This is a genomic window from Flavobacterium cerinum (assembly GCF_004028155.1).
Taxonomy (GTDB): Bacteria; Bacteroidota; Bacteroidia; order Flavobacteriales; family Flavobacteriaceae; genus Flavobacterium; species Flavobacterium cerinum.
In genome coordinates, this window is sequence record NZ_SBII01000002.1 from 256,045 (window position 1) to 278,130 (window position 22,086).

General features: G+C 37.2%; 26 protein-coding genes and 2 tRNA genes. 14 read left to right on the forward strand and 14 right to left on the reverse strand.

Annotation, left to right across the window (positions count from 1 at the left end; genetic code table 11):
* Positions 1 to 26: 26 nt before the first annotated feature.
* A complete protein-coding gene (locus EPI11_RS04130; RefSeq protein ID WP_128388688.1) occupies positions 27 to 917 on the forward strand; it encodes a DMT family transporter in 891 nt (296 codons plus the stop codon).
* A gap of 15 nt (positions 918 to 932) precedes the next feature.
* Here EPI11_RS04130 and EPI11_RS04135 read toward each other — a convergent pair whose 3' ends face one another.
* Positions 933 to 1,169, reverse strand: coding sequence for a hypothetical protein (locus EPI11_RS04135; RefSeq protein ID WP_128388689.1), 237 nt, complete (start codon positions 1,167 to 1,169; stop codon positions 933 to 935).
* A 146-nt stretch (positions 1,170 to 1,315) separates the two neighbouring features.
* Between EPI11_RS04135 and EPI11_RS04140 the strand changes: the two genes are divergently transcribed.
* The 4 genes from EPI11_RS04140 to EPI11_RS04155 all read left to right on the forward strand — a co-directional run bounded on the left by EPI11_RS04140 (position 1,316) and on the right by EPI11_RS04155 (position 6,444).
* The gene (locus tag EPI11_RS04140; RefSeq protein WP_128388690.1) at positions 1,316 to 2,371 is read left to right on the forward strand and encodes a DUF2891 domain-containing protein; all 1,056 of its coding nucleotides are present in this window, start codon (positions 1,316 to 1,318) and stop codon (positions 2,369 to 2,371) included.
* A gap of 73 nt (positions 2,372 to 2,444) precedes the next feature.
* Positions 2,445 to 4,001: an NAD(P)/FAD-dependent oxidoreductase gene (locus EPI11_RS04145; RefSeq protein ID WP_128388691.1), complete on the forward strand. Its 1,557-nt coding sequence runs from the start codon at positions 2,445 to 2,447 to the stop codon at positions 3,999 to 4,001.
* Positions 4,002 to 4,283: 282 nt separating this feature from the next.
* Entirely contained in the window at positions 4,284 to 4,730 is a 447-nt protein-coding gene (locus EPI11_RS04150; protein ID WP_128388692.1) for a hypothetical protein, read from the forward strand.
* 88 nt (positions 4,731 to 4,818) lie between these two features.
* Complete coding sequence (locus EPI11_RS04155; RefSeq protein ID WP_128388693.1) at positions 4,819 to 6,444, forward strand: serine hydrolase domain-containing protein; 1,626 nt, start codon at positions 4,819 to 4,821, stop codon at positions 6,442 to 6,444.
* On the opposite strand, the gene EPI11_RS04160 is transcribed toward EPI11_RS04155, so the two are convergent.
* Genes EPI11_RS04160 through EPI11_RS04170 form a run of 3 tightly spaced genes read right to left on the reverse strand, consistent with a single transcriptional unit; the run spans position 6,441 to position 9,379 of the window.
* A complete protein-coding gene (locus tag EPI11_RS04160) occupies positions 6,441 to 7,775 on the reverse strand; it encodes an APC family permease (RefSeq protein WP_128388694.1) in 1,335 nt (444 codons plus the stop codon). The two genes, EPI11_RS04155 and EPI11_RS04160, sit on opposite strands and share 4 nt — an antisense overlap.
* Before the next feature lie 45 nt (positions 7,776 to 7,820).
* Entirely contained in the window at positions 7,821 to 8,477 is a 657-nt protein-coding gene (locus EPI11_RS04165; RefSeq protein ID WP_128388695.1) for a tetratricopeptide repeat protein, read from the reverse strand.
* Positions 8,478 to 8,533: 56 nt separating this feature from the next.
* Positions 8,534 to 9,379, reverse strand: coding sequence for a DUF5694 domain-containing protein (locus EPI11_RS04170; protein ID WP_128388696.1), 846 nt, complete (start codon positions 9,377 to 9,379; stop codon positions 8,534 to 8,536).
* Positions 9,380 to 9,599: 220 nt separating this feature from the next.
* Between EPI11_RS04170 and idi the strand changes: the two genes are divergently transcribed.
* From idi to EPI11_RS04200, 6 genes are all read left to right on the forward strand, one after another.
* Positions 9,600 to 10,127 (forward strand): isopentenyl-diphosphate Delta-isomerase, encoded by a 528-nt coding sequence (idi, locus tag EPI11_RS04175; protein ID WP_128388697.1) that lies wholly within the window; start codon positions 9,600 to 9,602, stop codon positions 10,125 to 10,127.
* 71 nt (positions 10,128 to 10,198) lie between these two features.
* Positions 10,199 to 10,609: a 6-carboxytetrahydropterin synthase gene (locus tag EPI11_RS04180; RefSeq protein WP_128388698.1), complete on the forward strand. Its 411-nt coding sequence runs from the start codon at positions 10,199 to 10,201 to the stop codon at positions 10,607 to 10,609.
* A gap of 2 nt (positions 10,610 to 10,611) precedes the next feature.
* Positions 10,612 to 11,583, forward strand: coding sequence for a type I phosphomannose isomerase catalytic subunit (locus tag EPI11_RS04185; protein WP_128388699.1), 972 nt, complete (start codon positions 10,612 to 10,614; stop codon positions 11,581 to 11,583).
* A gap of 56 nt (positions 11,584 to 11,639) precedes the next feature.
* Positions 11,640 to 11,906, forward strand: a complete 267-nt coding sequence (locus EPI11_RS04190) for a hypothetical protein (RefSeq protein WP_128388700.1) — start codon at positions 11,640 to 11,642, stop codon at positions 11,904 to 11,906.
* Positions 11,907 to 11,986: 80 nt separating this feature from the next.
* Positions 11,987 to 12,060 (forward strand) — tRNA-Thr (locus EPI11_RS04195).
* A 174-nt stretch (positions 12,061 to 12,234) separates the two neighbouring features.
* Positions 12,235 to 12,308: transfer RNA gene (locus EPI11_RS04200), tRNA-Thr, on the forward strand.
* A 136-nt stretch (positions 12,309 to 12,444) separates the two neighbouring features.
* Here EPI11_RS04200 and EPI11_RS04205 read toward each other — a convergent pair.
* The 10 genes from EPI11_RS04205 to EPI11_RS04250 form a co-directional block, all read right to left on the reverse strand.
* Positions 12,445 to 12,888 carry a hypothetical protein gene (locus EPI11_RS04205; RefSeq protein WP_128388701.1) on the reverse strand — a complete coding sequence of 148 codons (444 nt, stop codon included), beginning with the start codon at positions 12,886 to 12,888 and terminating at the stop codon, positions 12,445 to 12,447.
* A gap of 16 nt (positions 12,889 to 12,904) precedes the next feature.
* Positions 12,905 to 13,633, reverse strand: a complete 729-nt coding sequence (locus EPI11_RS04210; protein WP_128388702.1) for a DUF4369 domain-containing protein — start codon at positions 13,631 to 13,633, stop codon at positions 12,905 to 12,907.
* A gap of 155 nt (positions 13,634 to 13,788) precedes the next feature.
* Entirely contained in the window at positions 13,789 to 14,103 is a 315-nt protein-coding gene (locus EPI11_RS04215; RefSeq protein WP_128388703.1) for a hypothetical protein, read from the reverse strand.
* A gap of 46 nt (positions 14,104 to 14,149) precedes the next feature.
* Positions 14,150 to 15,979, reverse strand: coding sequence for a M61 family metallopeptidase (locus EPI11_RS04220; protein ID WP_128388704.1), 1,830 nt, complete (start codon positions 15,977 to 15,979; stop codon positions 14,150 to 14,152).
* A gap of 77 nt (positions 15,980 to 16,056) precedes the next feature.
* Positions 16,057 to 16,374 (reverse strand): DUF3784 domain-containing protein, encoded by a 318-nt coding sequence (locus tag EPI11_RS04225; RefSeq protein ID WP_128388705.1) that lies wholly within the window; start codon positions 16,372 to 16,374, stop codon positions 16,057 to 16,059.
* Between the two features lie 17 nt (positions 16,375 to 16,391).
* Complete coding sequence (locus EPI11_RS04230) at positions 16,392 to 17,786, reverse strand: alpha/beta hydrolase family protein (RefSeq protein ID WP_128388706.1); 1,395 nt, start codon at positions 17,784 to 17,786, stop codon at positions 16,392 to 16,394.
* Positions 17,787 to 17,801: 15 nt separating this feature from the next.
* On the reverse strand, positions 17,802 to 18,374 hold the full coding sequence (locus EPI11_RS04235) for a hypothetical protein (RefSeq protein WP_128388707.1): 573 nt from the start codon (positions 18,372 to 18,374) through the stop codon (positions 17,802 to 17,804).
* A 30-nt stretch (positions 18,375 to 18,404) separates the two neighbouring features.
* Complete coding sequence (locus EPI11_RS04240) at positions 18,405 to 18,692, reverse strand: DUF2089 family protein (RefSeq protein ID WP_128388708.1); 288 nt, start codon at positions 18,690 to 18,692, stop codon at positions 18,405 to 18,407.
* A 121-nt stretch (positions 18,693 to 18,813) separates the two neighbouring features.
* Positions 18,814 to 19,086 carry a DUF2805 domain-containing protein gene (locus EPI11_RS04245; RefSeq protein ID WP_128388709.1) on the reverse strand — a complete coding sequence of 91 codons (273 nt, stop codon included), beginning with the start codon at positions 19,084 to 19,086 and terminating at the stop codon, positions 18,814 to 18,816.
* Positions 19,087 to 19,351: 265 nt separating this feature from the next.
* The gene (locus EPI11_RS04250) at positions 19,352 to 19,705 is read right to left on the reverse strand and encodes a DoxX family protein (RefSeq protein ID WP_128388710.1); all 354 of its coding nucleotides are present in this window, start codon (positions 19,703 to 19,705) and stop codon (positions 19,352 to 19,354) included.
* A 61-nt stretch (positions 19,706 to 19,766) separates the two neighbouring features.
* Here EPI11_RS04250 and EPI11_RS19075 point away from each other — a divergent pair, with 61 nt between their 5' ends.
* The 3 genes from EPI11_RS19075 (at position 19,767) to EPI11_RS04265 (ending at position 22,008) form a co-directional block, all read left to right on the forward strand.
* Positions 19,767 to 20,690: a hypothetical protein gene (locus EPI11_RS19075; RefSeq protein WP_206619090.1), complete on the forward strand. Its 924-nt coding sequence runs from the start codon at positions 19,767 to 19,769 to the stop codon at positions 20,688 to 20,690.
* A gap of 70 nt (positions 20,691 to 20,760) precedes the next feature.
* Positions 20,761 to 21,363: a murein L,D-transpeptidase catalytic domain-containing protein gene (locus EPI11_RS04260; RefSeq protein WP_128388711.1), complete on the forward strand. Its 603-nt coding sequence runs from the start codon at positions 20,761 to 20,763 to the stop codon at positions 21,361 to 21,363.
* 108 nt (positions 21,364 to 21,471) lie between these two features.
* Complete coding sequence (locus EPI11_RS04265) at positions 21,472 to 22,008, forward strand: pyridoxamine 5'-phosphate oxidase family protein (RefSeq protein ID WP_128388712.1); 537 nt, start codon at positions 21,472 to 21,474, stop codon at positions 22,006 to 22,008.
* Positions 22,009 to 22,086 lie beyond the last annotated feature (78 nt).

The window sequence follows — 22,086 nt, forward strand, 5'->3', positions numbered from 1 at the left end:
TATTTTTGCCGCTTAAAGTACAATAAATGAATTCAAGGTTTTTTGCTTATATCGCAGCTTTATCTGCAGCAATAATATGGGGTGTGAATGGTACTATGGTGCAGTACCTGGTAGTAACCAAGGCTATGGATATTGAATGGCTTATCACGCTGCGGCTTTTAATACCGGGAATAATATTGCTTTTAATATCCTGCTTTAGCAGTAAAAGGAAACAGATTATTGATGTTTGGAAAAATAAGAAAGATGCACTGGCACTGATGGTTTTCAGTATAGCTATGATAGCGGTGCAGTATACTTTTTTTGCTACTATAAAAGCATCCAATGCGGCTACTGCAACCATTATACAGTATCTGGCACCTGTTTTAATAGCACTCTATTATGCAATTGTCAATTTAAAAAGGCCATCACAAAAAGAAACGATAGCCTTGATATTGGCGTTAACCGGGACTTTTTTATTGGCAACAGGCGGTAATATCAATACTATTGCCATATCGGGTACAGCTATCTTTTGGGGACTTTTATCTGCGGCAGGATTGGCTTTTTATGCTATCCAGCCAGTAAGGCTACTAAAGGAATATTCGGCTAATATTGTTATTGGCTGGGCAATGCTTATGGGAGGTATACTATTTAGTTTTGTACATGCTCCGTGGGATGTGAGTGGTACGTGGGACTTAACCACATTGTCTTTATTCGCTTTTATCGTGCTGATAGGTGGCCTTTTGGCGTTTTCTTTTTACCTGCGTTCGGTTAAAATAATAGGAGGTTATATTACAACGCTGCTCACATCGGTAGAACCTTTAACGGCAACTATAATTGCTATAGTATGGCTAAAGGTTGCATTTGGTATACCTGAACTGATAGGTGGCGTTTGTGTTATTTCTACAGTATTCCTTCTGTCCAAAAAAGGCGGAGATTAAGAAAAAGCAATTTGGCTATTGTTCGTAAAGTTCGCCGCGGTGCGGTTTTAATGCATCTCTTACCGGGATCATGTGCTCGTCGGTAACAACCATATAGGCAATAGCATGCATCTCATTAAGGATGTCATGACCTGTAATATTTAGCGGAAGTTTTTCAATAGCAATGTATTCTTTAAGATGTATTTCATGGTGTTCGGCTGTTCTTGCAGCATCCGGCCCTCTAAAATCCCAGATAAGTTTTATTTTTCTCATTTTTATATGTAGTCCTTTAAAGCAGTAAAGTTACAAACTTTATGAAAGCTGCAAGGTTTTTGAAACGATGTAGGTTTTATTATTTTAAACTTTTATATTTATGCCTGTAAGGTTTTAAAATCCTTATCAAAAATAAAATCTAAGTGATGAAGAACTACTATATAACAGGATTACTATTTATTGCCTCAATAAGTTTTGCACAGGAACTTACTCTGAATCAGGCAAACGACCTGGCAAAGCTTCCTATCAAATGTTTACAGCAGGAGTATCCAAACAAGCTAAGCCAGCTGCTTATTGACTCCAGCGAGTTAGCTTCGCCTAAAGTACTGCATCCGGCATTTTATGGCTGTTTCGACTGGCATTCATCGGTACACGGGCATTGGAGTTTGGTATATCTATTAAAGAAATTTCCAAATCTTGAGAATAAACAGGAGATTATCAGTAAGCTAAAGACCAATCTTTCTCAGGAGAATATCCAAAAGGAAGTGGACTATCTCAATAAAAAACATGAAAAATCGTATGAGCGAACTTACGGCTGGGCGTGGCTGCTAAAGTTGCAGTATGAACTGGAAACAGCTAGTGAACCTTATGCAAAAGAACTGGCTATAAACCTTAAACCGCTTACCAATATACTGGTAGACCGTTATATTGAGTTTTTACCAAAGCTGAATTATCCCTTGCGAAACGGAACGCATACCAACACAGCTTTCGGACTTTCTTTGGCCTGGGATTATGCTGTGTATGCTAAGAACCTGCCATTGCAGGAAAGTATAAGGACCAATGCGCTCCGCCTTTTTAAAAATGACAGGGACTGCCCATTCAACTGGGAGCCAAGCGGCACTGATTTTCTTTCGCCATGTATGGAAGAGATCGGTATTATGCAGCGTATTATGCCGGCAGACGACTTCCTTAAATGGTTAAAAGATTTTTCTAAAGCCCTATTCGATAAAAAATTTACCTGGGATACAGCAAAGGTTTCAGATCGTACTGACGGACATTTGGTGCATCTTGACGGGCTTAACTTTAGCCGTGCCTGGAATCTATACCGATTGGCAAAACAGTATCCAAAGCAATTAGGGCATCTTAAGACCCTTGCCGATACCCACTTAAAATTCTCACTTCCCGCAATTACCGATGGTAATTATGAAGGTGAACATTGGCTGGCATCCTTTGCCTTATATGCCTTTGAAGCCAAAGAATAGTATGCTTTATAGTGTTGAGGTTGTCGTGGCCCAATAGGAGCAGATAATAAAAAATAATCATTATTTTTGCGCCATGCCAAGAGAAATTCAGATACAGGTCGCACCCGAGGTAGCTGCACAGCTGCCATTGCTAACAGCACACATTGCCCAACTCATGCAGGTTAAACCTGATGAAATAAAGCACATCGCTATTATTAAGCGTTCTATTGATGCGCGCCAAAAAGCCGTTAAGATAAACCTTAAAGTGGCTGTGTACTGGAATGAAGAGTATGTGGAAACCAAATTTAAACTCCCTGAATATAAGGACGTATCCAATGCTCAGGAAGTAATTATAATTGGGGCAGGACCGGCCGGTTTATTTGCTGCATTGCAATTGATAGAGCTTGGTGTGAAACCAATAGTGCTGGAACGTGGTAAAGATGTTCAGGAGCGACGCCGTGATCTTAAAGCGATAAACCGTGACCATATTGTAGATGAAGACTCTAACTATTGCTATGGCGAAGGTGGAGCAGGTACCTATTCTGACGGTAAGCTGTATACCCGATCTAAAAAACGCGGTGATGTAGACCGTATTCTGGAACTGTTTGTAGCCTTTGGCGCATCAGACGAAATATTGGTAGAAGCCCATCCGCATATTGGTACAAACAAGCTGCCAAAGATCATTAAAGCCATGCGCGAAAAGATCATTGAGTATGGTGGACAGGTATTATTTGAAACCCGTGTTACCGATATTCTTGTAAAAAACAACGAAGTTCAGGGTGTTGTAACCCAGAATAATGATACTATACATGCCAGTAAAATTATCCTTGCGACAGGGCACTCTGCCAGGGATATATTTGAATTACTCGACCGTAAAAAGATTTTTATAGAGGCAAAACCGTTTGCTCTAGGCGTTCGTGCCGAGCATCCGCAAAGTCTTATAGATACTATACAATACAGCTGTGATTACCGTGGCGAATATTTACCGCCGGCGCCTTATTCTATTGTAAAACAGGTTGCAGGCCGTGGTATGTACTCTTTCTGTATGTGTCCGGGAGGCGTTATAGCACCCTGTGCTACGAGCCCTGGAGAAGTAGTAACCAACGGTTGGTCGCCATCAAAACGTGATCAGGAAACGGCAAATTCAGGAATTGTTGTAGAACTTAAGCTGGAAGATTTCAAGCCTTTTGAAAAATTTGGAGCCCTTGCCGGAATGGAATTTCAAAAGAGTATAGAGCAGCAGGCATGGCATTTAGCAGGGGAGACACAGCGTGTTCCTGCGCAGCGAATGATTGATTTTACACAGTCTAAAGTATCGTCAGATATTCCTAAAACATCCTATGTGCCGGGCACAACTCCAGTAGAGTTAGGTAAAGTATTCCCTGATTTTATAACCAATACGCTCCGTCAGGGGTTTGTAGAATTTGGTAAATCAATGCGTGGCTATCTTACTAACGAGGCTATTTTACATGCCCCGGAATCCAGGACATCATCGCCGGTGCGTATTCCCAGAGATAATTACTCATTAGAACATCTCGAAATTAAAGGCCTTTATCCGTGTGGAGAAGGTGCCGGTTATGCCGGAGGTATTATTTCTGCCGCTATTGATGGTGAGAAATGTGCCCTTAAATGTGTTGAGACGCTGAGTTAATTTTATCCTTAATTATCCTATTTTAATTATCCACTTTTTGTTTTCAAAATGCACTTTTGGAGAGGAATATTAACTATTGACAAAGTGTTGATAGTGATTGTTTTATACTAGTTTTTAATATAGTGTTCCACTTTTGGACTATTTTTAAAAATTTGAGTCAAAAAAAGGCATAGCTTTTGTAAAGTTAAAGAATAGTCTTACTCATTTTATTGAGAAATTGCTCGGTAAAAAATAATGAGATGGTAAATTAATTTTATAGAATGGATTTTTAAACTACTCTTAATGAAAAAATCGCTTTTCCTATTTATCATATTTTTTACCACTTCTGTCATTTTTGCCCAGGATGGTCTTGTTGGAAAATGGAAAACAAATATTCAGTTTGGATTGGGTGAAGCAGAGGAGTATGTTTTGTCTAAATCTGTTTCAAATAATTTTTTGAATTCCTGGTTAGAATTAAAACCCAAAAGTGCTTTTGTAAGTTATCGGTCGCAAGGTGGGCCATGCGGTAATAATTGCTATACAACTATATATGGCAGGTATTCAATAGAAGATGAAAAGTATATCAATTTTCATATAGACACTATAACATATTCTCGTTCCTGTCCGAAGAGAGAAGACAGCTTTCCTAACATCACACTTAGCGAATATGTAATTGAAAAAACGGCTGAGGGGTATAACTTTGTCCGGAATGATGTTTTCTTTGGAACAGTTACTAAAGAAAGCGATTGATGATAAAAAACTGTAATTCGTTTTTTAATTAAGGAGATGTGGTTATTTTCGCGGAATACTATTTTTACATCATCAATCAAAAATCAAAATGAAAAAATTATTCGCAGGGATGCTGTTATTTTTAGCAGCGTCATTACATTCTCAAAACAATTTCTGGCCCGTAGATTCCCTACTTGTTCAGTATAATAAGCCCGAAACAGCAGGTGTCTCTGTTCTCGTTGTAAAAGACGGTAAAGTGGTTTACAACAAACAGGCAGGTTATGCCAATATCGAAAAGAAACAACCGGTAACTCCCCAAACTGTATTTTGCCTGGCATCGGTTTCAAAACAGTTTACTGCTTCCTGTATTGTTTTGCTGGAACAAAAGCATAAATTAAGCTTTAAGGACCAGCTTTCAAAATACTTCCCTGAATACAGCAAAAAGAATATTACTATACTAGACCTGCTGAACCATACTAGTGGAATAAAAAACCACGAGGTTATCTCGCTTATAAAAGGGAAAGAGAAATTAAATTATACTAATAAAGAAATAAGAGAACTATTGGCGCCACAGGAACTCGATTTCGAACCGGGTACAGCATTTAGTTATTCCAATTCGGGATATTGGTATTTGGTTCGAATAGTTGAAAAGGTATCAGGTGAGTCGATTGTAGATTTTGCCCAAAAGAATATTTTTAAACCCTTAAAAATGAAGAATACAAATTATAGTTATTCATTTAATAGTGTTAAAAATGCGGCAACAGGCTACAAAAAAGAAAATGGAATAAATGTTATCTGTCCTGTAAACTCCGGTGAAGGCTCTATAGCCGGCGGAGGTGTTTATGGAACTGCGGAGGATCTCAATCTATGGCTTACGGAAATGGATAACAAAAAAGTATTGGGAGAGGCGTTCTGGAATACAATACTTAATCAGGATGCTTATGAGTTTGATAAAGAAAACAAATCGTTCTATACGAAAGGTCTTTTTATAACGAACTACGGAGGTAAAAAATGTATATCGCATGGAGGTGATGTTGAGGGGTTTCATAATGACCTGACCTATTTGCCCGAAGCTAAGATGCATGTGATCATTCTCTCAAATAACGATGAAACCAAGAAGGCACTACTATTCCAGGCAGCCGCAAATTTATCGCTGGGGTTTGGCTTTAAAATGCCAAAAGCAGCGATGCCCGCTCCCACTGTAAAACTCTCAAAGGATGTCCTGGAAAAATATGTTGGTATTTATGAATTTGAGCCGGGTGTAGCTTATAAAGTTACTGCTAACGATGGTTTTTTGAATTTTACCCAATTATGGGATGGCGTTTATTTGAGTGTTAATGCATCCAATTCGAATACCTTTCCGTTAGATCCTGATGTTGTTTTTACATTTAATGATGAGAAGAATGGCAAGACGCAGATGCTGCATTTAAACCAGGAAGGACAAGAGGCCGATTTTAAAAGGGTAGATAGTGCAGTTATGGCCGATTTTACAAGCTATACCGGTCGTTTTAGAAGTGAATTATTAAATGTTGAGTATGACTTCTTTATTAAAGATGGCCTCTTGTATTACACTATTGATAAGGGTATAGCCCAAACAACAGAAATTGTAGATGAAAATCTAATTAGCATTAAAGAAGGAAAAATTACTTATCAACGAAATGCCGATGGAGTTGCAAACGAATTTATCCTGAACCATCCAAGGGCAAAGAATTTTAAATTCGAAAGGATAAATTAAACTGTTTTAGGCCTTATCAACCGTACTATAAGATAGATTGCAGTAAAGGCTAAAAATATGCCTATGCCAGTAAGTGCAGTAAAAGGGTCGGCAGCATAAATACTATAGGCTACAAACAAAAATGCAGCAATAAAAACAATAGGGAGTACCGGGTACAGCTTTAATTTATAAATGTCTTTACTATCGGCTTCCTTGGCTTTTTTTCGTAGAAAGAATATAGAAGCAGCTGCAAAAGCAGTACCTAAGCAATCAAGAAATACGGTATAGTTAAGGATCTTGTCGAATGTTTTGGCAAAGAACAACGTAACCAGAGTAATAAGTGTAAAAACGGTAAGGCTTGTAATGAGCGTACCGTTTTTTGTTGTTTTAGCAAAAACGCGGGGTAGGGCACCGTCCTGACCCATAGCATACATAATGCGCGGGCAAGCCAGTAAGTTGGCATTTACATAACCCAGAACCGACAGGAAAATAAGCACCGAAAGGATCTTAAACCCAATAGGGCCAAACAACCTTTCGGCAAGCAGCGCAGCTATACTGCCCGATGTTTTTAACTGCTCGAAACCTATAACTTCTACATAGGCATAGTTAATAAGCAGGTACAGGGTGATGATGATAAGCAGTCCGGTTTTTATAGCACCCGGCATTATTTTGCGGGCATCTTTAGTTTCTCCTCCAAAGTTTATGGTTTGCTGATAGCCTGTAAAGCTAAAAGAAACAGCAACCATACAGGCACCAAAAGCTTTTACATAATCGATCCAGCCCATTACCACTGCGGGTGCAGGTGTTGCAGCAACCTGAATGGTTTCTGCAGGCACAGGCACGAATACAGCACATATAAGCAGTAGCACCAGTGTGATCTTAATTCCGGTAAGCAGGTTTTGTATTTTAGAACTGGCTTTTAATCCTAATAGATTAAGCAGGAAGAATACTGATATACTTGTAAAGGCAGTAATAAATACAGGTATTCGGGTGTCCGATCCGGCAGGCATCATAACATTGCACAGGTATTCAGAGCCTATCAGGGTGACTCCCGCAGTTGCTCCGGTATAGGTAAATATTACAATACTGTTAATGGCAAAGGCTACCGAAGGATGGTAGGCGGTAGAAAATATTTTATAATAGGCTCCGGTAACGGGAAAGCGTGACCCGATCTCTGCAAAGGTAAGGGCGCCGCATAATGCAATAAGTCCGCCCGCAATCCATGCAAAGTAAAACAGTTCGGGAGTTTGGGCATTCTGGGCAACGTTTACCGGAGTACGGAAAATACCCATACCTATTACCAGGCTCACTACAAGCATGGAAAGGTCGAAACGGGAGAGCTGTTTTTGCATGGGCTAAATTTAAGGGGCTAAATTACATAAAATACCGTTTTGGTTTTACGACTTTAAGAACTCCATAACCATCCAGTGATTGGGGTTATTTTTGGAAAGATCTGCAAAAATTTTGTCTTTTTCTGCTGCATCATTAGATAGCATATAGATGTATATTTTAGCAGGAACGCAATTCGGTTTTTCGATCAGCAGTTTTTTGTAAATGGAGATAGCCTGATCTGTTTTCTCAGCAGACATAAAGGCTTCACCTTGGTATATGGCTACAACAGCCGGTAATTTTTTATAAATTTTCAGGCATTCCTTAACGAGCAGGTCGGTAGCCAGCAATTGAAATTCTATATTAGCCTGCTTACCTACAGCAGCCGTTTCCGAAATATGCTGTTGGTAGGTCATAAACATAAACAGTATATTCCAGTTGGGTACTGCATCGTTATCTAATAGTTCATAAATAGTGGCTACTGTTTTCTCAGACAATTCACCTTTTTCATCCTGAAGCACTTCGTTATAAAAATTTTCAAGAAGATTATAAATTCTAAGGTCTTTACCGTCTGTTATGGCAGCATTGTTTACTTCGGTAAATTGCAATTTCGTTTGTGTTACTAAATCATCTTGAGCACAAAGGTTAGATGTATTTAGAAATAATAACAGGAATACTGTTTTTATAAGTAAAGGAATAACAAATTGTACGGGTTGTTTTTGCATAAAGGATCAGCTAAAAAAGTTAAAACTAAAGTAGAAGAATTAGAATATTGAAAAAACTATTTCAAACTGTCAAATTCTATAAATTCATATTCCGGAGAACTTTCCAGGAGCTGTCTTAAAATAGCAGCATGACCGTTACCAAATATGACTAATATTCGATCTTCGGTTGTAGCAGGGATTTGCTGTAAGTTTCTAAATATGCGCAGGTTTCGGTTGTACCACCATATCGATAGTATATCCGGGCCTCTCAGGTTATCCAGTTTAAAGTCGCCCACCAGGTATGCGCCATAATCCATTTTATGGTATTCTCTGGAGTTAAGGTGTTTAAAATAGGTTAGCAGATTTGTTTTTGGAATCATCTTTTTTTCATATTCTGCCCATTCTCTGTAATAACCATTGTATTTATCATCATTCTCAAAATCAAAATCCTTGAATAGTTTTTGAGTATATAGAGAATCTTTTTCTTCAAGGGTTTCAGACAGGGTAGATGCATCAATACCATAAATGTCATTTATGTTTAGTTCTTTAGCAATGCGCATTGCAATTTGGTAGCGTTCGTCCCTTTTATCTTTAAACTCACCTTTTTTATAGCGTTCTAGTTTGTTGGTAGTTTTCCATTTATCAGTAGCCTCTATAGCAATTTTTGTGGGTTTGAATTTTTTAATATAGTTTACAAGCTCAGTGAGCTCAGTCTTTTTAGGTTCTTTTAGTATATCAATTTTTTCATCATCATCAACCTTAACGGCGTCCAGATTGGGATACTCAAAGTGAAAAGACCCTACAACCAGCACCTTTATTTTTTTTGAAGGAAAAAAAGAGGAGGGATGCTTTATTCCTTTTTCTTGCGCTAATAGTGTGTTAGTGCTAATAAACAGTACGATAGTAATAAATAGATGTTTCATAATATAAATGTATAAATTAAGTAGATTGTTTGCTTTTTAATGGTCTAAAATTTGCAGGATAAAAATCGTAATGCAGTAAAATGATTTTAAGTATTATTGAGCCACACTCTATTTTTATACTGCTTACTACCTGCAATTTGATGTTTTTATAAGATACACCCCGTCTTAAATACTTCATTTTCGCTAAGTTTTTCTTATTTTTGGAAGCTATTAGCATGTTATGACAGAAGAAAGAGTAATACTGGTAAATGAACAGGACGAACAGATAGGCTTAATGCCTAAAATGGAAGCCCATGAAAAGGCTTTACTGCATCGCGCATTTTCGGTTTTTGTATTAAATACAAATAATGAGATCATGCTGCAACAGCGTGCTGCCCAGAAATATCATTCACCGTTATTGTGGACAAATACTACCTGCAGCCATCAGCGGGAAGGTGAAAGTAATATTGAAGCAGGTACCCGAAGACTTAAGGAAGAGATGGGATTCACGACCGAATTAAAAGAACTTTTCTCTTTTATCTATAAGGCACCCTTTGATAACGGACTTACTGAACACGAACTGGATCACGTCATGATAGGCTATTATAATGATGCGCCAAACATAAATACTGAGGAGGCTGAAAGCTGGAAATGGATGAGCATTGACGCTGTAAAAGAAGACATGCAGGCCAATCCGGAAATTTATACTGTTTGGTTCAGGATTATTTTTGATGAGTTTTATCATTTCCTGGAAGACCATAAAATTTAGTTAAACACTAGTTAGTTGATATTTATAAACCTTAGATTACATAAGGTGCTAAAAGCCATAAAGACAAGATTATGAAAGTAACCGTTAGCAGAAGAGCTCATTTTAATGCTGCCCACCGCCTGTACCGCAAGGACTGGGGGGAGGAGCAGAACAATGCTGTTTTCGGTAAATGCAACAATCATAATTTTCACGGGCACAATTATGAGCTTACCGTGAGTGTTACCGGAGAAATTGACCCGGAAACCGGCTATGTTATCGATATTAAGATATTAAAGGATATTATTACCCAGGAGGTAGAAGAACCTTTTGATCATAAGAATTTAAATCTCGATGTACCAGAGTTTGCCGATCTGAATCCTACTGCCGAGAATATCGTAGTGGTAATTTGGAATAGAATAAGAAAACGTATAGATGCTGCCATGGCAATAGAAGTGGTGTTGTATGAAACACCACGAAATTTTGTAACCTATAAAGGAGAATAATTATGAGCTTAGCAGTATATCCGCTCATTTTTGAACCAATCCTTAAAGATAGGATATGGGGCGGAACAAAATTAGAAACCTACCTTGGCAAGAAAAACCTGCCTACACCAACTACCGGAGAAAGCTGGGAGTTATCGGCTGTAGAAGGCGATGTAAGTGTAGTTAAAGATGGTGTTTATAAAGGCAAACCCATTACAGATATATTAGAATTATACCCTGAAGAAGTTCTTGGGGCTAAAGTGCACAAACAGTTTGGTACTCAGTTTCCATTGCTGTTTAAGTTTTTGGATGCCGATAAGGAACTATCTATACAAGTACACCCTAATGATGAACTGGCAAGGAAACGCCATAATTCTTTCGGGAAAACCGAAATGTGGTATGTTATGCAGGCCGACGAAGGCTCACGCATTATAGTAGGGTTTAAAGAAAAATCGAGTCAGGAACAATACCTCAAACATTTAGCTGATAAAGACCTTATTGAGATACTAAATGAAGTTGAGGTTAAAAAAGGAGATGTATTCTTTCTGGAAACAGGTACCATTCATGCCATAGGCGCAGGAATTGTGGTTGCAGAGATCCAGCAGACATCCGATATTACGTATAGAATATACGATTGGGACAGGGTAGATGCTCAGGGTAATTCAAGAGAGTTACACGTTGATCAGGCGCTGGATGCCATGAATTATAATACTACCGATACCCAAAAACATTATACTACCATAGAGAACAAAAGTAATGCTATGGTAAACTGTCCTTATTTCACGACCAGTTATTTACCGCTTAACGGTAGTATGGGAGTAAGTAAAGACGGAAGCAGTTTTACCGTTTATATTTGTACCGAAGGCGAATTTAGTATAGAAGCCGGTGGAGAAAAGTATAATTTCAAGAAGGGTGATACCGTGCTTGTACCCGCGATATTAAAGGTTTTTATCCTATCCGGGACAGCTACACTTCTAGAAATATGCATTTCTTAACAAAACAGTAAAAGAATAGTTGTAGTTTTGCACAAGAATTTAAAAATTATATAGAGATGGCAAGCGTTAAAAATTTAAAAAAAGACATCAATTTCGTATTAGGTGATATTATTGAAGCAGTTTACCTTTGGGAGATGACAACAACAGGAAAACCAACCGAGCAAACTGAAGCTTTAGTAGATGAGGCAATTGCTTCTTTTGATAGCCTTATTAAAAAACTTAACGATAAGAAAGTAGAAAACAAAAAAGAACACTACAAAAATATCAATAAAGAATTAGAACAAACTGCAGGACAATTAGTTGAAAAAATCAACGCTCTGTAATTGAAAAAAATCAATAAAAGTGCAGGTATATATTTGGAAAATTCAAATTCACAATATATATTTGCACCCGTATTGAAGACGCCGATGTAGCTCAGCTGGCTAGAGCAGCTGATTTGTAATCAGCAGGTCGTGGGTTCGAGTCCCTCTATCGGCTCAGTAAGAAAACCGCTTAAGAAATTAAGCGGTTTTTATGTTTTATAAGGGCCCACTTTTTAAGGTATATCCTAGTTATCTTATTTTTAGAGGTTTGAAAAAAAATGCAATAAATAGGTGAACTTTAGTTGGAAAATTCAAATTCAGGATATATATTTGCACCCGTATTGAAGACGCCGATGTAGCTCAGCTGGCTAGAGCAGCTGATTTGTAATCAGCAGGTCGTGGGTTCGAGTCCCTCTATCGGCTCAATAAAAAAACCGCTTAAGTAATTAAGCGGTTTTTGTGTTTTATAGGGTTTTGTTAATTACGAAGACTGTCAATTTTAAAATAAAAAAGCGGCTTAATTACTTAAGCGGCTTTTTTATAGTGGAATATATTACTGTTATTTCCTTCTTAATCCAACAGCCATGTTCATTAAAAATATGGGTTGTGCTAATAATAGAGCAAAAAGTATAGTAAGCATGCCTATCGTTTTTGTTTTTACAAGATCTGTGCTTCCTAAATGGTTATCGGGGTTATGCATTATGTTTACTATCAATAAAAGCAGCAGGAAGCCTATAAATGCGCCAATAGATAAAAGTGTATGGCTTTGGGTAAGCGATGGGCTTGGTCTCTTATTGTATTTTAAAAGCAGGCGGTAGCACAAACCCTGTATAAAGTATAATGGTGCAAAAAATATGGCAAGTGTAACATAAGCAATTACATAATAGGTATCGCCGATGTTAATATCAATTGTGCTGTTGTCTTTGGCCACAAAGAGCAGTGTGCCTAAAAAAACAATTAATATCGTCGCTGTCCAAAAAAAAGAATAGGCCTGGATCTTCATAGCAATACTCAGGGTATTATTTTACAGCTTCGGTTGCTGCTTTTTTTCTTTCAGCTACATATTTAGTAAGCATCTTTCCATAAAGTGACTTAGCTACTTCAGGAGACATATTTTTTTGGATAGTGTCAAGGTATTTAATGTTTACATCGGCAATTTCAGATAATGCTATGTATGGGCCTATTTCGTGTTTAGCATTGTTTAGCGCAAAGTTTGCTGTAAACAGGTATCTTCTTCTAATAAGCTGATCTGCTTTTGTGGCAATACTGTCTAATTGTTTTACATTACTGTTTTTTGTAGCCTCAAGATTTTTTTCTACAAGCGCAAGGTTGTCGTTAGTGAATCTTGTTTTCATCTGCAGAAAATCTTCATACAGTTTTTGGTTTTTAGATCCGGTCACTTTAGCTCTGTAAAAAAACTCATCATTAGATGTTTCTATCTTCATGTTACCCGGTTCTGCAAAAAACGGAAGACTGTTGTCTATAGAATTGGTTTGACCCCTGTCTAGAAACAAGTATAGCATTTCCGGAGAATCTATTTTTAAATGGCTTTCAAAAGATGATTTTCCATTTATAACAATAGTGTCAATTGCTACCAGTGTAGTATCAACCACCCTTTGAATATATAGTTTGCCCTGTTTAAGGCCTTTAATGTTTCCGGTGATATGCAGGTTAGTATCACCGTGATCATTGTTGTTACAAGCAGTAAGCAGTACAAGTGCCATAAGGGCAAGTATTGATCTTTTCATAAAGTAAGAAAGCATTTAAAATTTGGTGCAAAGTAATGAAAATTATGGAGGTTTTGTTTACAGCTTTTTAGAAAACACTAATTACTTAACCTTATAAAAACAAATCAGGCTGCTCTTTAGAGCAGCCTGATCAATATTTTTTTTGCATTATTATATTACATAAGCAGTTTAACCAGCTTAACATTACTATCGTGTACAAAATCTACAAAATATTCGCTTAGTCCTAAAGTAGAGCCCTCTAAATTGTTGCAAAACTTTGTAGTATTTGCTTTTGCAGGTTTCTCTCTATTATGGCGTATTTCTTTTGTTGTGTTCTCTTGTGCTTTGGCCGTTTTAGGAGGTGCCTTTTTTGTATCTATAAATGTATTTTGACGACTTTCAACTGTTGGTACAGGTGTAGCTTGAGGCTTAATGGCTGCAAATGCTGCCGAGCCAAAAACAAGTAGTAGTAATGTTAATAGTTGTTTCATAGTGCTTTATAGTTTTATTGCGTACAAGTAAAGGTACAAATAAAATTTATCCTTTAAGCCATGCTTCTTTAAGTTTTGTTTTAGAAGCATCTGTTGCATGAAAGCCTTCTGCTTCTTCACTAGGTAATTTTACTTTACCCTTTATGTCCATTTCTTTTCCGTCACGTTTAATTTTCATAGTAATTGCATCGCCTTCTTTCCATGTATCGCTTATTGCTATCAGGTCATAAATATTATCAAAATTATAAGCAGTGCCGTTCACAGAAACAAAAACGTCTGAGTTTTTAAGTCCCAGGTTGGTCATAAAGTCGTTAAGTGGAGCATCCGGTAAAATAAGAATCTCTTTCGAAGGATTTACAGTGATGTAAGGAATCTGTCCGTCCTTAAGGAAAGGGTTCCCTGTTTTTTTAACGGTCGATTTAGTAACACCCATCTTAGCGAAATAATCATCATAAGGTATGGGAGTGCTTCCTGCAACATATTTCTTTAAAAATTCACCCACTTCAGGATATGATAAAGTTGTGATCTTAGCGAACAAATCTTCATCGTTAAAAGGCTTGTTGCTGCCATATTCTTTAGAAAGTGCCTGCATAAGCTCTAAAATTCCTTTTTGACCGTTGCTTAGCTCTCTCATTTGTATATCAATACACATAGCTATAAGCGCACCTTTTAGGTATACGTTGTAGTAGGCATCTTTATAAGGTTCTTTCAGGATGTTTTTACTCATATTGGTAAAATTCATCGTCTCATCAAATTGTTTAGATTGCTTGATCTTATCGGCTATCCTGCTATAAAATTCATCTTCGGTAATAAGTCCCTGGTTTACCTGGAATAGATTGGCAAAATATTCGGTCACACCTTCATACATCCATAAATGCTCAGACATTTTAGGCGTGTTGTAATTAAAGTTATGTATCTCTTTAGAGTGTACACTTAATGGTGTGACAATATGGAAAAATTCATGAGAAACTACATCTTTTAGCTGCTCTATTAATTGATCCACAGGTAAAGCTTCCGGCATAGTTACCGTAGTTGACGTAGTATGTTCTAAAGCACCATAACCGTGGGCATCTGTTAATTGTCCGTTAGAAAGATAGAGAAGTACACTATACTTTTTTGTACTGTTTATAGGGCCTAAGAATTTTTTCTGGGCACGCATCATTATCTCCATTTGCGGAGTTATGTCTTGTGCTTTTATCGCTCCAGTAGGTGAATATACAGCGATAAGTATTTCCATGCCATCTACAGTAAATGTAGTATAGTCAGGCTTAGAATACATAATAGGGTGGTCTACTAAATCGGCATACCGAGGCGATGTAAATACATCGATCTCATTACTTGCGTTAGTGTCTACTAATGAGGTAGCGCCCCAAAGTGCAGCTGGATGTGTAATTGTAACTTCATAAGACACTTCGCTTTTAGCATCAAAATAGCCTATAAACCCATGTGTGTTAATTACGAAGTTTTCGTTGGCTAAGATGTTTGTACCTGCCGGAGAAAAGATCTCATGCGTTCCTTCTACATCATAGGTGTCATTAACAAGGTAAGTTATTTTAGCAAGTTTCTTAGCATTCGCTATTTTCCAGGAATTATCATCCAGTTTGGTAACGGTAAGCTCCTTTCCTTTTTTATCAAGTGCTTTAAAGTTCTCTAAGAATTTACCGTAATTGTCTTCAGAATAGGTTCCCGGAACAATTTTAGGAATATAAAAAGTAGTTGTTTCTGTATCAACAGCAGGAGGGATAATGGTAACCATTACCTTATCGTCTTTTACTTCTTTAAGGTTTATTGCTACCTTAACGTCATTGTTTTTTTGAGCAACGGCAATACTGCCAAAGGATAACGCTAATGCAAGCGTACAGATAAATTGTTTCATTATTTATGTCTTGATGTACCTTGTAAGTCGGTTGATTTACAAATATGTTACATAATTATGATAAAAATATCAGGGAGCTATTGCTTTTTGTTATCTAATCTGTACTTATCCGAGTTGCCCTTTACGATCAGATAAATTGTTCCTGTTACAATTACACCAAAGAAAGTATAGAACTCAATGTCAGGGTTGCTGAGCCACATTTCAAGAAAATAACCTGCTGTAAGCCCTATGGCCATGGCAAACATTACATTTCTAAATAATGTGGCAAGCCCTGCGCTATCAATTTTCGCTTTTTCTTCTATCGTCATTGTATTGTATCCAGCCATAAGCGAATACATTTTACCGTGTTTCACGATAATTCCTACTGCAATAAAGATTAAAGCAATTATAATCATAGCTGTTCGGTATAAATTTACTTCACCTGTTTTAGTATCCAGCCCGAAATTTCATTCAGAGCTACTGGAGAAATCGTTTGTTCTATTGTTCCGTATTCAGATGGCAAGCCTTTTTCGCTTTCCTGGAACAGGTGGTTAAGGCCTGGTAATTGTTTTGTTACAATTTTTTTATTGCCGCTTTTCTCTGCTATTCTTTTAACTGCATTAAGGTTTGCCATTGCAGTTACCTGTAAATCTTTGTCCCCATTAATAGCAAGTACCGGGCATTTTACTTTTTCAAGTACCGGGGCAGGATCATACTTCATGAAATTAATATACCATGGTGATATTAATCCGCTAATTTGCATATCGATGTATTGGTCGATGTTACTCTGTGGAATGCCTTTAGAAACAAATAAAGGTTTTAACTCTGTGTTAAGCAGGGTATGCAATTTTGTTTGCATTACATCAGGATTGCTTTCCTGTTTTATAACATCATAAACTTTTCGGTTAATAGCAGCTAACTTGGTAAGCTCTTCTTCAGGCATACCATCGGCTTTGCCTAACATGTAGTTTTGCAGCATCATTAGCTCATCTCCTGCAATAGCAGGACCCGCCATTAGCACAATAAAGGCAGCATCAGGGTTTTTTACAGCTACAATTGGAGCAATAGCACCGCCTTCACTATGGCCTGCAAGCCCAATTTTGTTTTTGTTGATCTCTTTACGTGTTTTAAGGTATTGAAAAGCAGCATCGGCATCGGTAGCAAAGTCCTGAGTAGTTGAAGCAGCAAAATCACCTGTAGATTTTCCAACACCCCTGTCGTCATAACGCAAAACGGCAATACCATTTTTAGTTAAAAAATCAGCCAATACTAAAAAGGGTTTATGCCCCATAATTTCTTCATCACGGTTTTGGGCACCGCTGCCGCTGATAAGTATTACGGCAGGGAAGTTACCTTCTTTTTTAGGCAGTGTTAGTGTACCTGCCAGGGTTATGCCTGCTTTTTCATTTTTAAATGTAACGTCTTCGGTGACATAAGGGTAAGGTTTTGCCGGTTCCTGAGGACGTAGTGCTTTAGGTGTTTTTATTTCTTCACGTCCAAAATCCAATGGCATCTGAGTATTGTTTACCAATAAATTGCCTTTAATAGCATTGTTCTCTAAAGTGCCTTTATAGTCAAGATTGGCTGCCGGAGCTGCAAAAGCAAGAGTATTATTCTCAAAAGCAATACTGGGTATTGGTAAATCTTTAGCTTTTTCATCCGGGCTGTCAAAAGTAGCAGCATAGCCCGTTGCGGTTTTAGTAATGTGAAGGGTAAGCCTCATTTTACCTCCGGGATAACTAAAGAGGCCGTACCACGTTCCGGTTACGTCTTGTGCAAATACCAGGGTAGAAACTAAAAGGAAAAATAGGGTTGTAAATTTTTTCATGATATAGTTAATCGTTTAAAGTATAAAAAGAATAATTTTCGACAATGCTTCGGCTAATAGTATGGCAATGCCAAACATTACTTTATGTGAAGTCTGTTTTATATTGGTTGCTGTTTTAAAACCATTATAAAGCAGTACAACAAACCATATTAAAAATAGTATTGTTACTAAACCAAAAACAAGCAGGGTGATCATTTCTAAAGTACTGAATGTAATATTGTAAAGGTTTGCAGGATCAATATTGTTTTGTATCCTTACCATGATATTTGTGCAATTCACTAAAGACAAAAGGTAGAACGGTACCCTGGCAATTAGTATTGTTGTCACTACATCTATAATCCGAGTTTTTGTATTGATAATTAACCCAAGGATAAAAAGAAAGATAAACAGGGAAACAATATTTATAGCATTGTCTATAAAAGGGTCTGATAGTATAAGGCCTTCGCCAAAATGAAGGTCAATTACACCGTCAAAACGGGCGTTACAATAAAATGCCAAAATACTCCCGGCAACAGTCAATATAATTCCAACGGCCAAAAGCTGCAGCTCACCGTACTTCTCAAAAGGATTTAGTAATAGTTTTTTCATAGAGTCAGGTTGTGGTTAATAGATTATAGCTTATTCCTCGCTGCTAAGTTGTTTTACTTTTTCGATAATATCGTCAAGCCTGTTTCTTACCGTTGGGTAGCTAATACCTATTTGAGAAGCCATTTCTTTAAGGCTTCCGCCCGATAGAAAAAACTGCAATATAAAAGCCTGTTCATCTGCCGGAAGGCGTAGTAAAACAGGAAGCGGATAATTGCCGGATACCTGCGTGCTGCATGCGGGGCAGGATAACTGCGATACATGCAGTGACTCCTGGCAGCTAGGGCAGGCAATAGGAAGTTTTGGAGTTTTTATCTGCATAATTGTCTTGTTTAATGCAAATATATATTAATAAAATTAAAATAATAATTAATTTTATTAAAAATGATGTTGATTTTATTTAGTATTGAAAATAAAAAAACTCCTGAGAGGGAGTTATATTTTAAAATTTGTTCTTAATATAGTATTTAGAATCAAGTTCGTCGTCTTCAAAACTGTTAAGCGGCTTAGGTTTTGGCTTTTTAGCAGCGGTTTTCTTTTTCCACAATTCAAAATTATCTGCCGATAATTTCTTATGCATAATGTCAGTCACTTCTTTTTCAGATAATCCAAATTCTTTTTTGATTTCCTCAAAAGGTTTTTTTTCTTCCTGGGCAAGCGTGACGATCCTGTCAAGCGCTTCTTTGTCCAATTCTAAGCGGTTACTCTTTTTCATCAGATGAAAAAATTTATTCAGGTAATTTTTTAAAAGGTTTATTATTCTATAATCAATATTACTAAAAAAAATAATTCAATTTAAAACGATTGCATTTTTTTTATTCTATTTGAAAATTTTTATTTTTTTTAATAAAAAATGCAATTTCTATTGCTAATCATTTACAATAATGGCTATTTAGCTTTTAAATCTCGATTGTTTTTGAGGGTATTGTACTACATGTAATAGTTTTAAAAGTAAGAATTGCTTACTAAAAAAGTGATTTTTAGGTATAAAGATACGCCCAATACACAAGCAAGAGCTGTATAGGTAACCTAAGCAGCCTCACCCATTTAGGTAATCCTAAAGCGGCATTGTCATTTATATACATATATACGTTGGCCGGAAAAACAGCGATTAGCAGTATAATAATACCCCATGCGGCAAATGAAGACAGCTGTGGTACACAAAGTAATACCCCCAGTATAATTTCTGCGGCACCGCTAACAATATTAATTGTTTTTGGAGCAGGTAATGCCGGCGGGATCATTTTTACATACAAGCGCGGAACTCTAAAGTGATTTATACCTGCCAGAATATAAAGAAAAGCCATCAGGTATAAAGAATAGGGTAGTACCATAATGATAGTGTTTTACTCAAAGTTAATTCTTTTAAATATATTTGACTACTAAAATTACCGAATGAAAAATATAACATTCTTGTTCTGCCTTTTGTTTTTAACGGCCTGCGGAAAAGAAAAAACGGCTGAAACAGTGAAATCTAAAGTAGTTGCTGTTAATCCAGGATCTTTAGATTATTCTAAATATGAAATTACAAAAGAAGGACTGGGGCCTGTTCAGCTCGGAATGTCTTTTACAGAGACTGACGCACTGCTTAAAGACTTTACAAAAGAAGAAATCCTAGCGTACGACTTTGGTTTTGACGGTGGAGGTAAAGCATGGCTGTATAAATATAAAAATACCGCAGTTTTTGGAATTGTACCTGCCCGCGATTCAGATACTATAATTGGCATAGCAGTGATTGACCATAATTTAAAGTCGGCAGACGGAGTACACCCAAAGATGACAGTTGCAGAACTTCTGGCACTTTCCCCTAAGCTAAAAGCCAGCCAGAACCTTCTTATGGATTGGGAGTCAATAATAGATCGTGAGAACAACAGGGAATTTGTATTTGTTACGAGCGATAAAAACAGTATTGCCAATTACTCTACTCCTGAAGAATCGGTTACACCAAAACGACTGGATGCCCCTTGCGATTGGATTATAATTGCGAAACACGAAGCGCAGCAAAGCGATTGCAGTATAATGCGCGAAGGTAAATTCATGTACAAAGATTCCGATGGCGATGATATTATTGTAACTATAAATGGTGAGGCAGTTACCGAAGATCATAAAGGTGGTAAATATGTTCTTATATCTAAAATAAAATGGATAAGCGATTGCGAATATGAGAATATGCTGGTCATGTCTACAGTGCCTAAATTCCCGCTTGCACCAGGAACAGTGATGAATGTTACGATCGATAAGGTGGACGGAAATAACATTCATTTTACAGCTACAGCCATTGGGAAAAGCTTTCACGGAATAATGAAAAAGATAAAATAAGAAACAATTTCTTTACCACATACTAAATCAACTAGATTTATAGTTATAAGGAATACTTACCTTAACTATAATGATAAAAACCACAATTCTACTGCTTTTCGGACTGATGAGCTGTATGTCTTCTTCAGAAAATGAAACTGCCTTAGCGGCAAAAAATTATGCACTTCAGCATACCGAGGCGCTGGCTTTTTGTAAAAAGAAAGACTTTAATCAGGAGTACTATTTTCTGATCGATATGAGCGTCCATTCCGGAAAAAAACGTTTCTATGTGTACGACTTCAAACAAAAAAAAGTTATCGATAGCAACCTTGTAACACATGGCAGTTGTGATATATTAGAGGATAACGATACCAAGTACGAAAAAGCAAAATTCAGCAACCGGGACAACAGTCACTGCTCATCTGTAGGAAAGTACAAGATAGGTAAACGGGATTATAGTTCCTGGGGTATTAAAGTAAAATACTGGCTCGAAGGTTTGGAAACTACAAACAGCAATGCAAAGAATAGGGTAGTCGTACTACACTCCTGGGAAGCAGTACACAATACCGAGATCTATCCGAAATATAGTCCGCTTAGCTGGGGCTGCCCTGCCGTATCCGATGCTTTTATGACAAAATTGGACAACAAACTGCAAAAAACAGAAAAGCCGGTTTTGCTGTGGATAGTGGAGTAAAAATGACTTTCTGATTTCCTAAAGTCTTGTTATTTGGCAGAATACTAACAATTTGCCTATCGTTATTGTTTTAATTTTAAAGGAAACAAATAACTAAAAACAAGAATTATGGACTCAATTAATAAAAATCAGAAAGAAGATAATTTCAAAAATCTGGCAGGACAGGAAGCATTAGATAAAATTAAAACACTGGCAAAAGCAGCAGGATCATGTTTCTTTTGTACAGGTATCGTTACAGGCAAACCTTTTGATACACGGCCAATGTCGGCAGAGAAAATAGATGACGATGGAAACTTTTGGTTTTTGAGTTCCAATGATTCACATAAAAACAGCGAGCTGCAGGCAGACCCATCAGCACAGCTTCTTTTTCAAGGCTCTTCCTATACCGATTTTATGACATTGTATGGAAAAGCAACCATTAGCACAGACAAACAAAAGATTGATGAATTGTGGGATCCGTTAATGAAAAATTGGTTTACTGAAGGTAAAGAAGATCCAAGAATAACCGTAATAAAGTTTACACCTACCGAGGGGTACTATTGGGATACAAAACATGGCCAGGCAGTTGCCATGATAAAAAGCGCTATTGGAGCTATAAAAGGTGAAACCTATGATGACTCTATAGAAGGAAATATAAAACCTTAATAAATAAGGTTTGAGACAAAAAACCCTGCAGTGAGAACTGCAGGGTTTTTCAAATAATTCAAACAATATAATAAATCC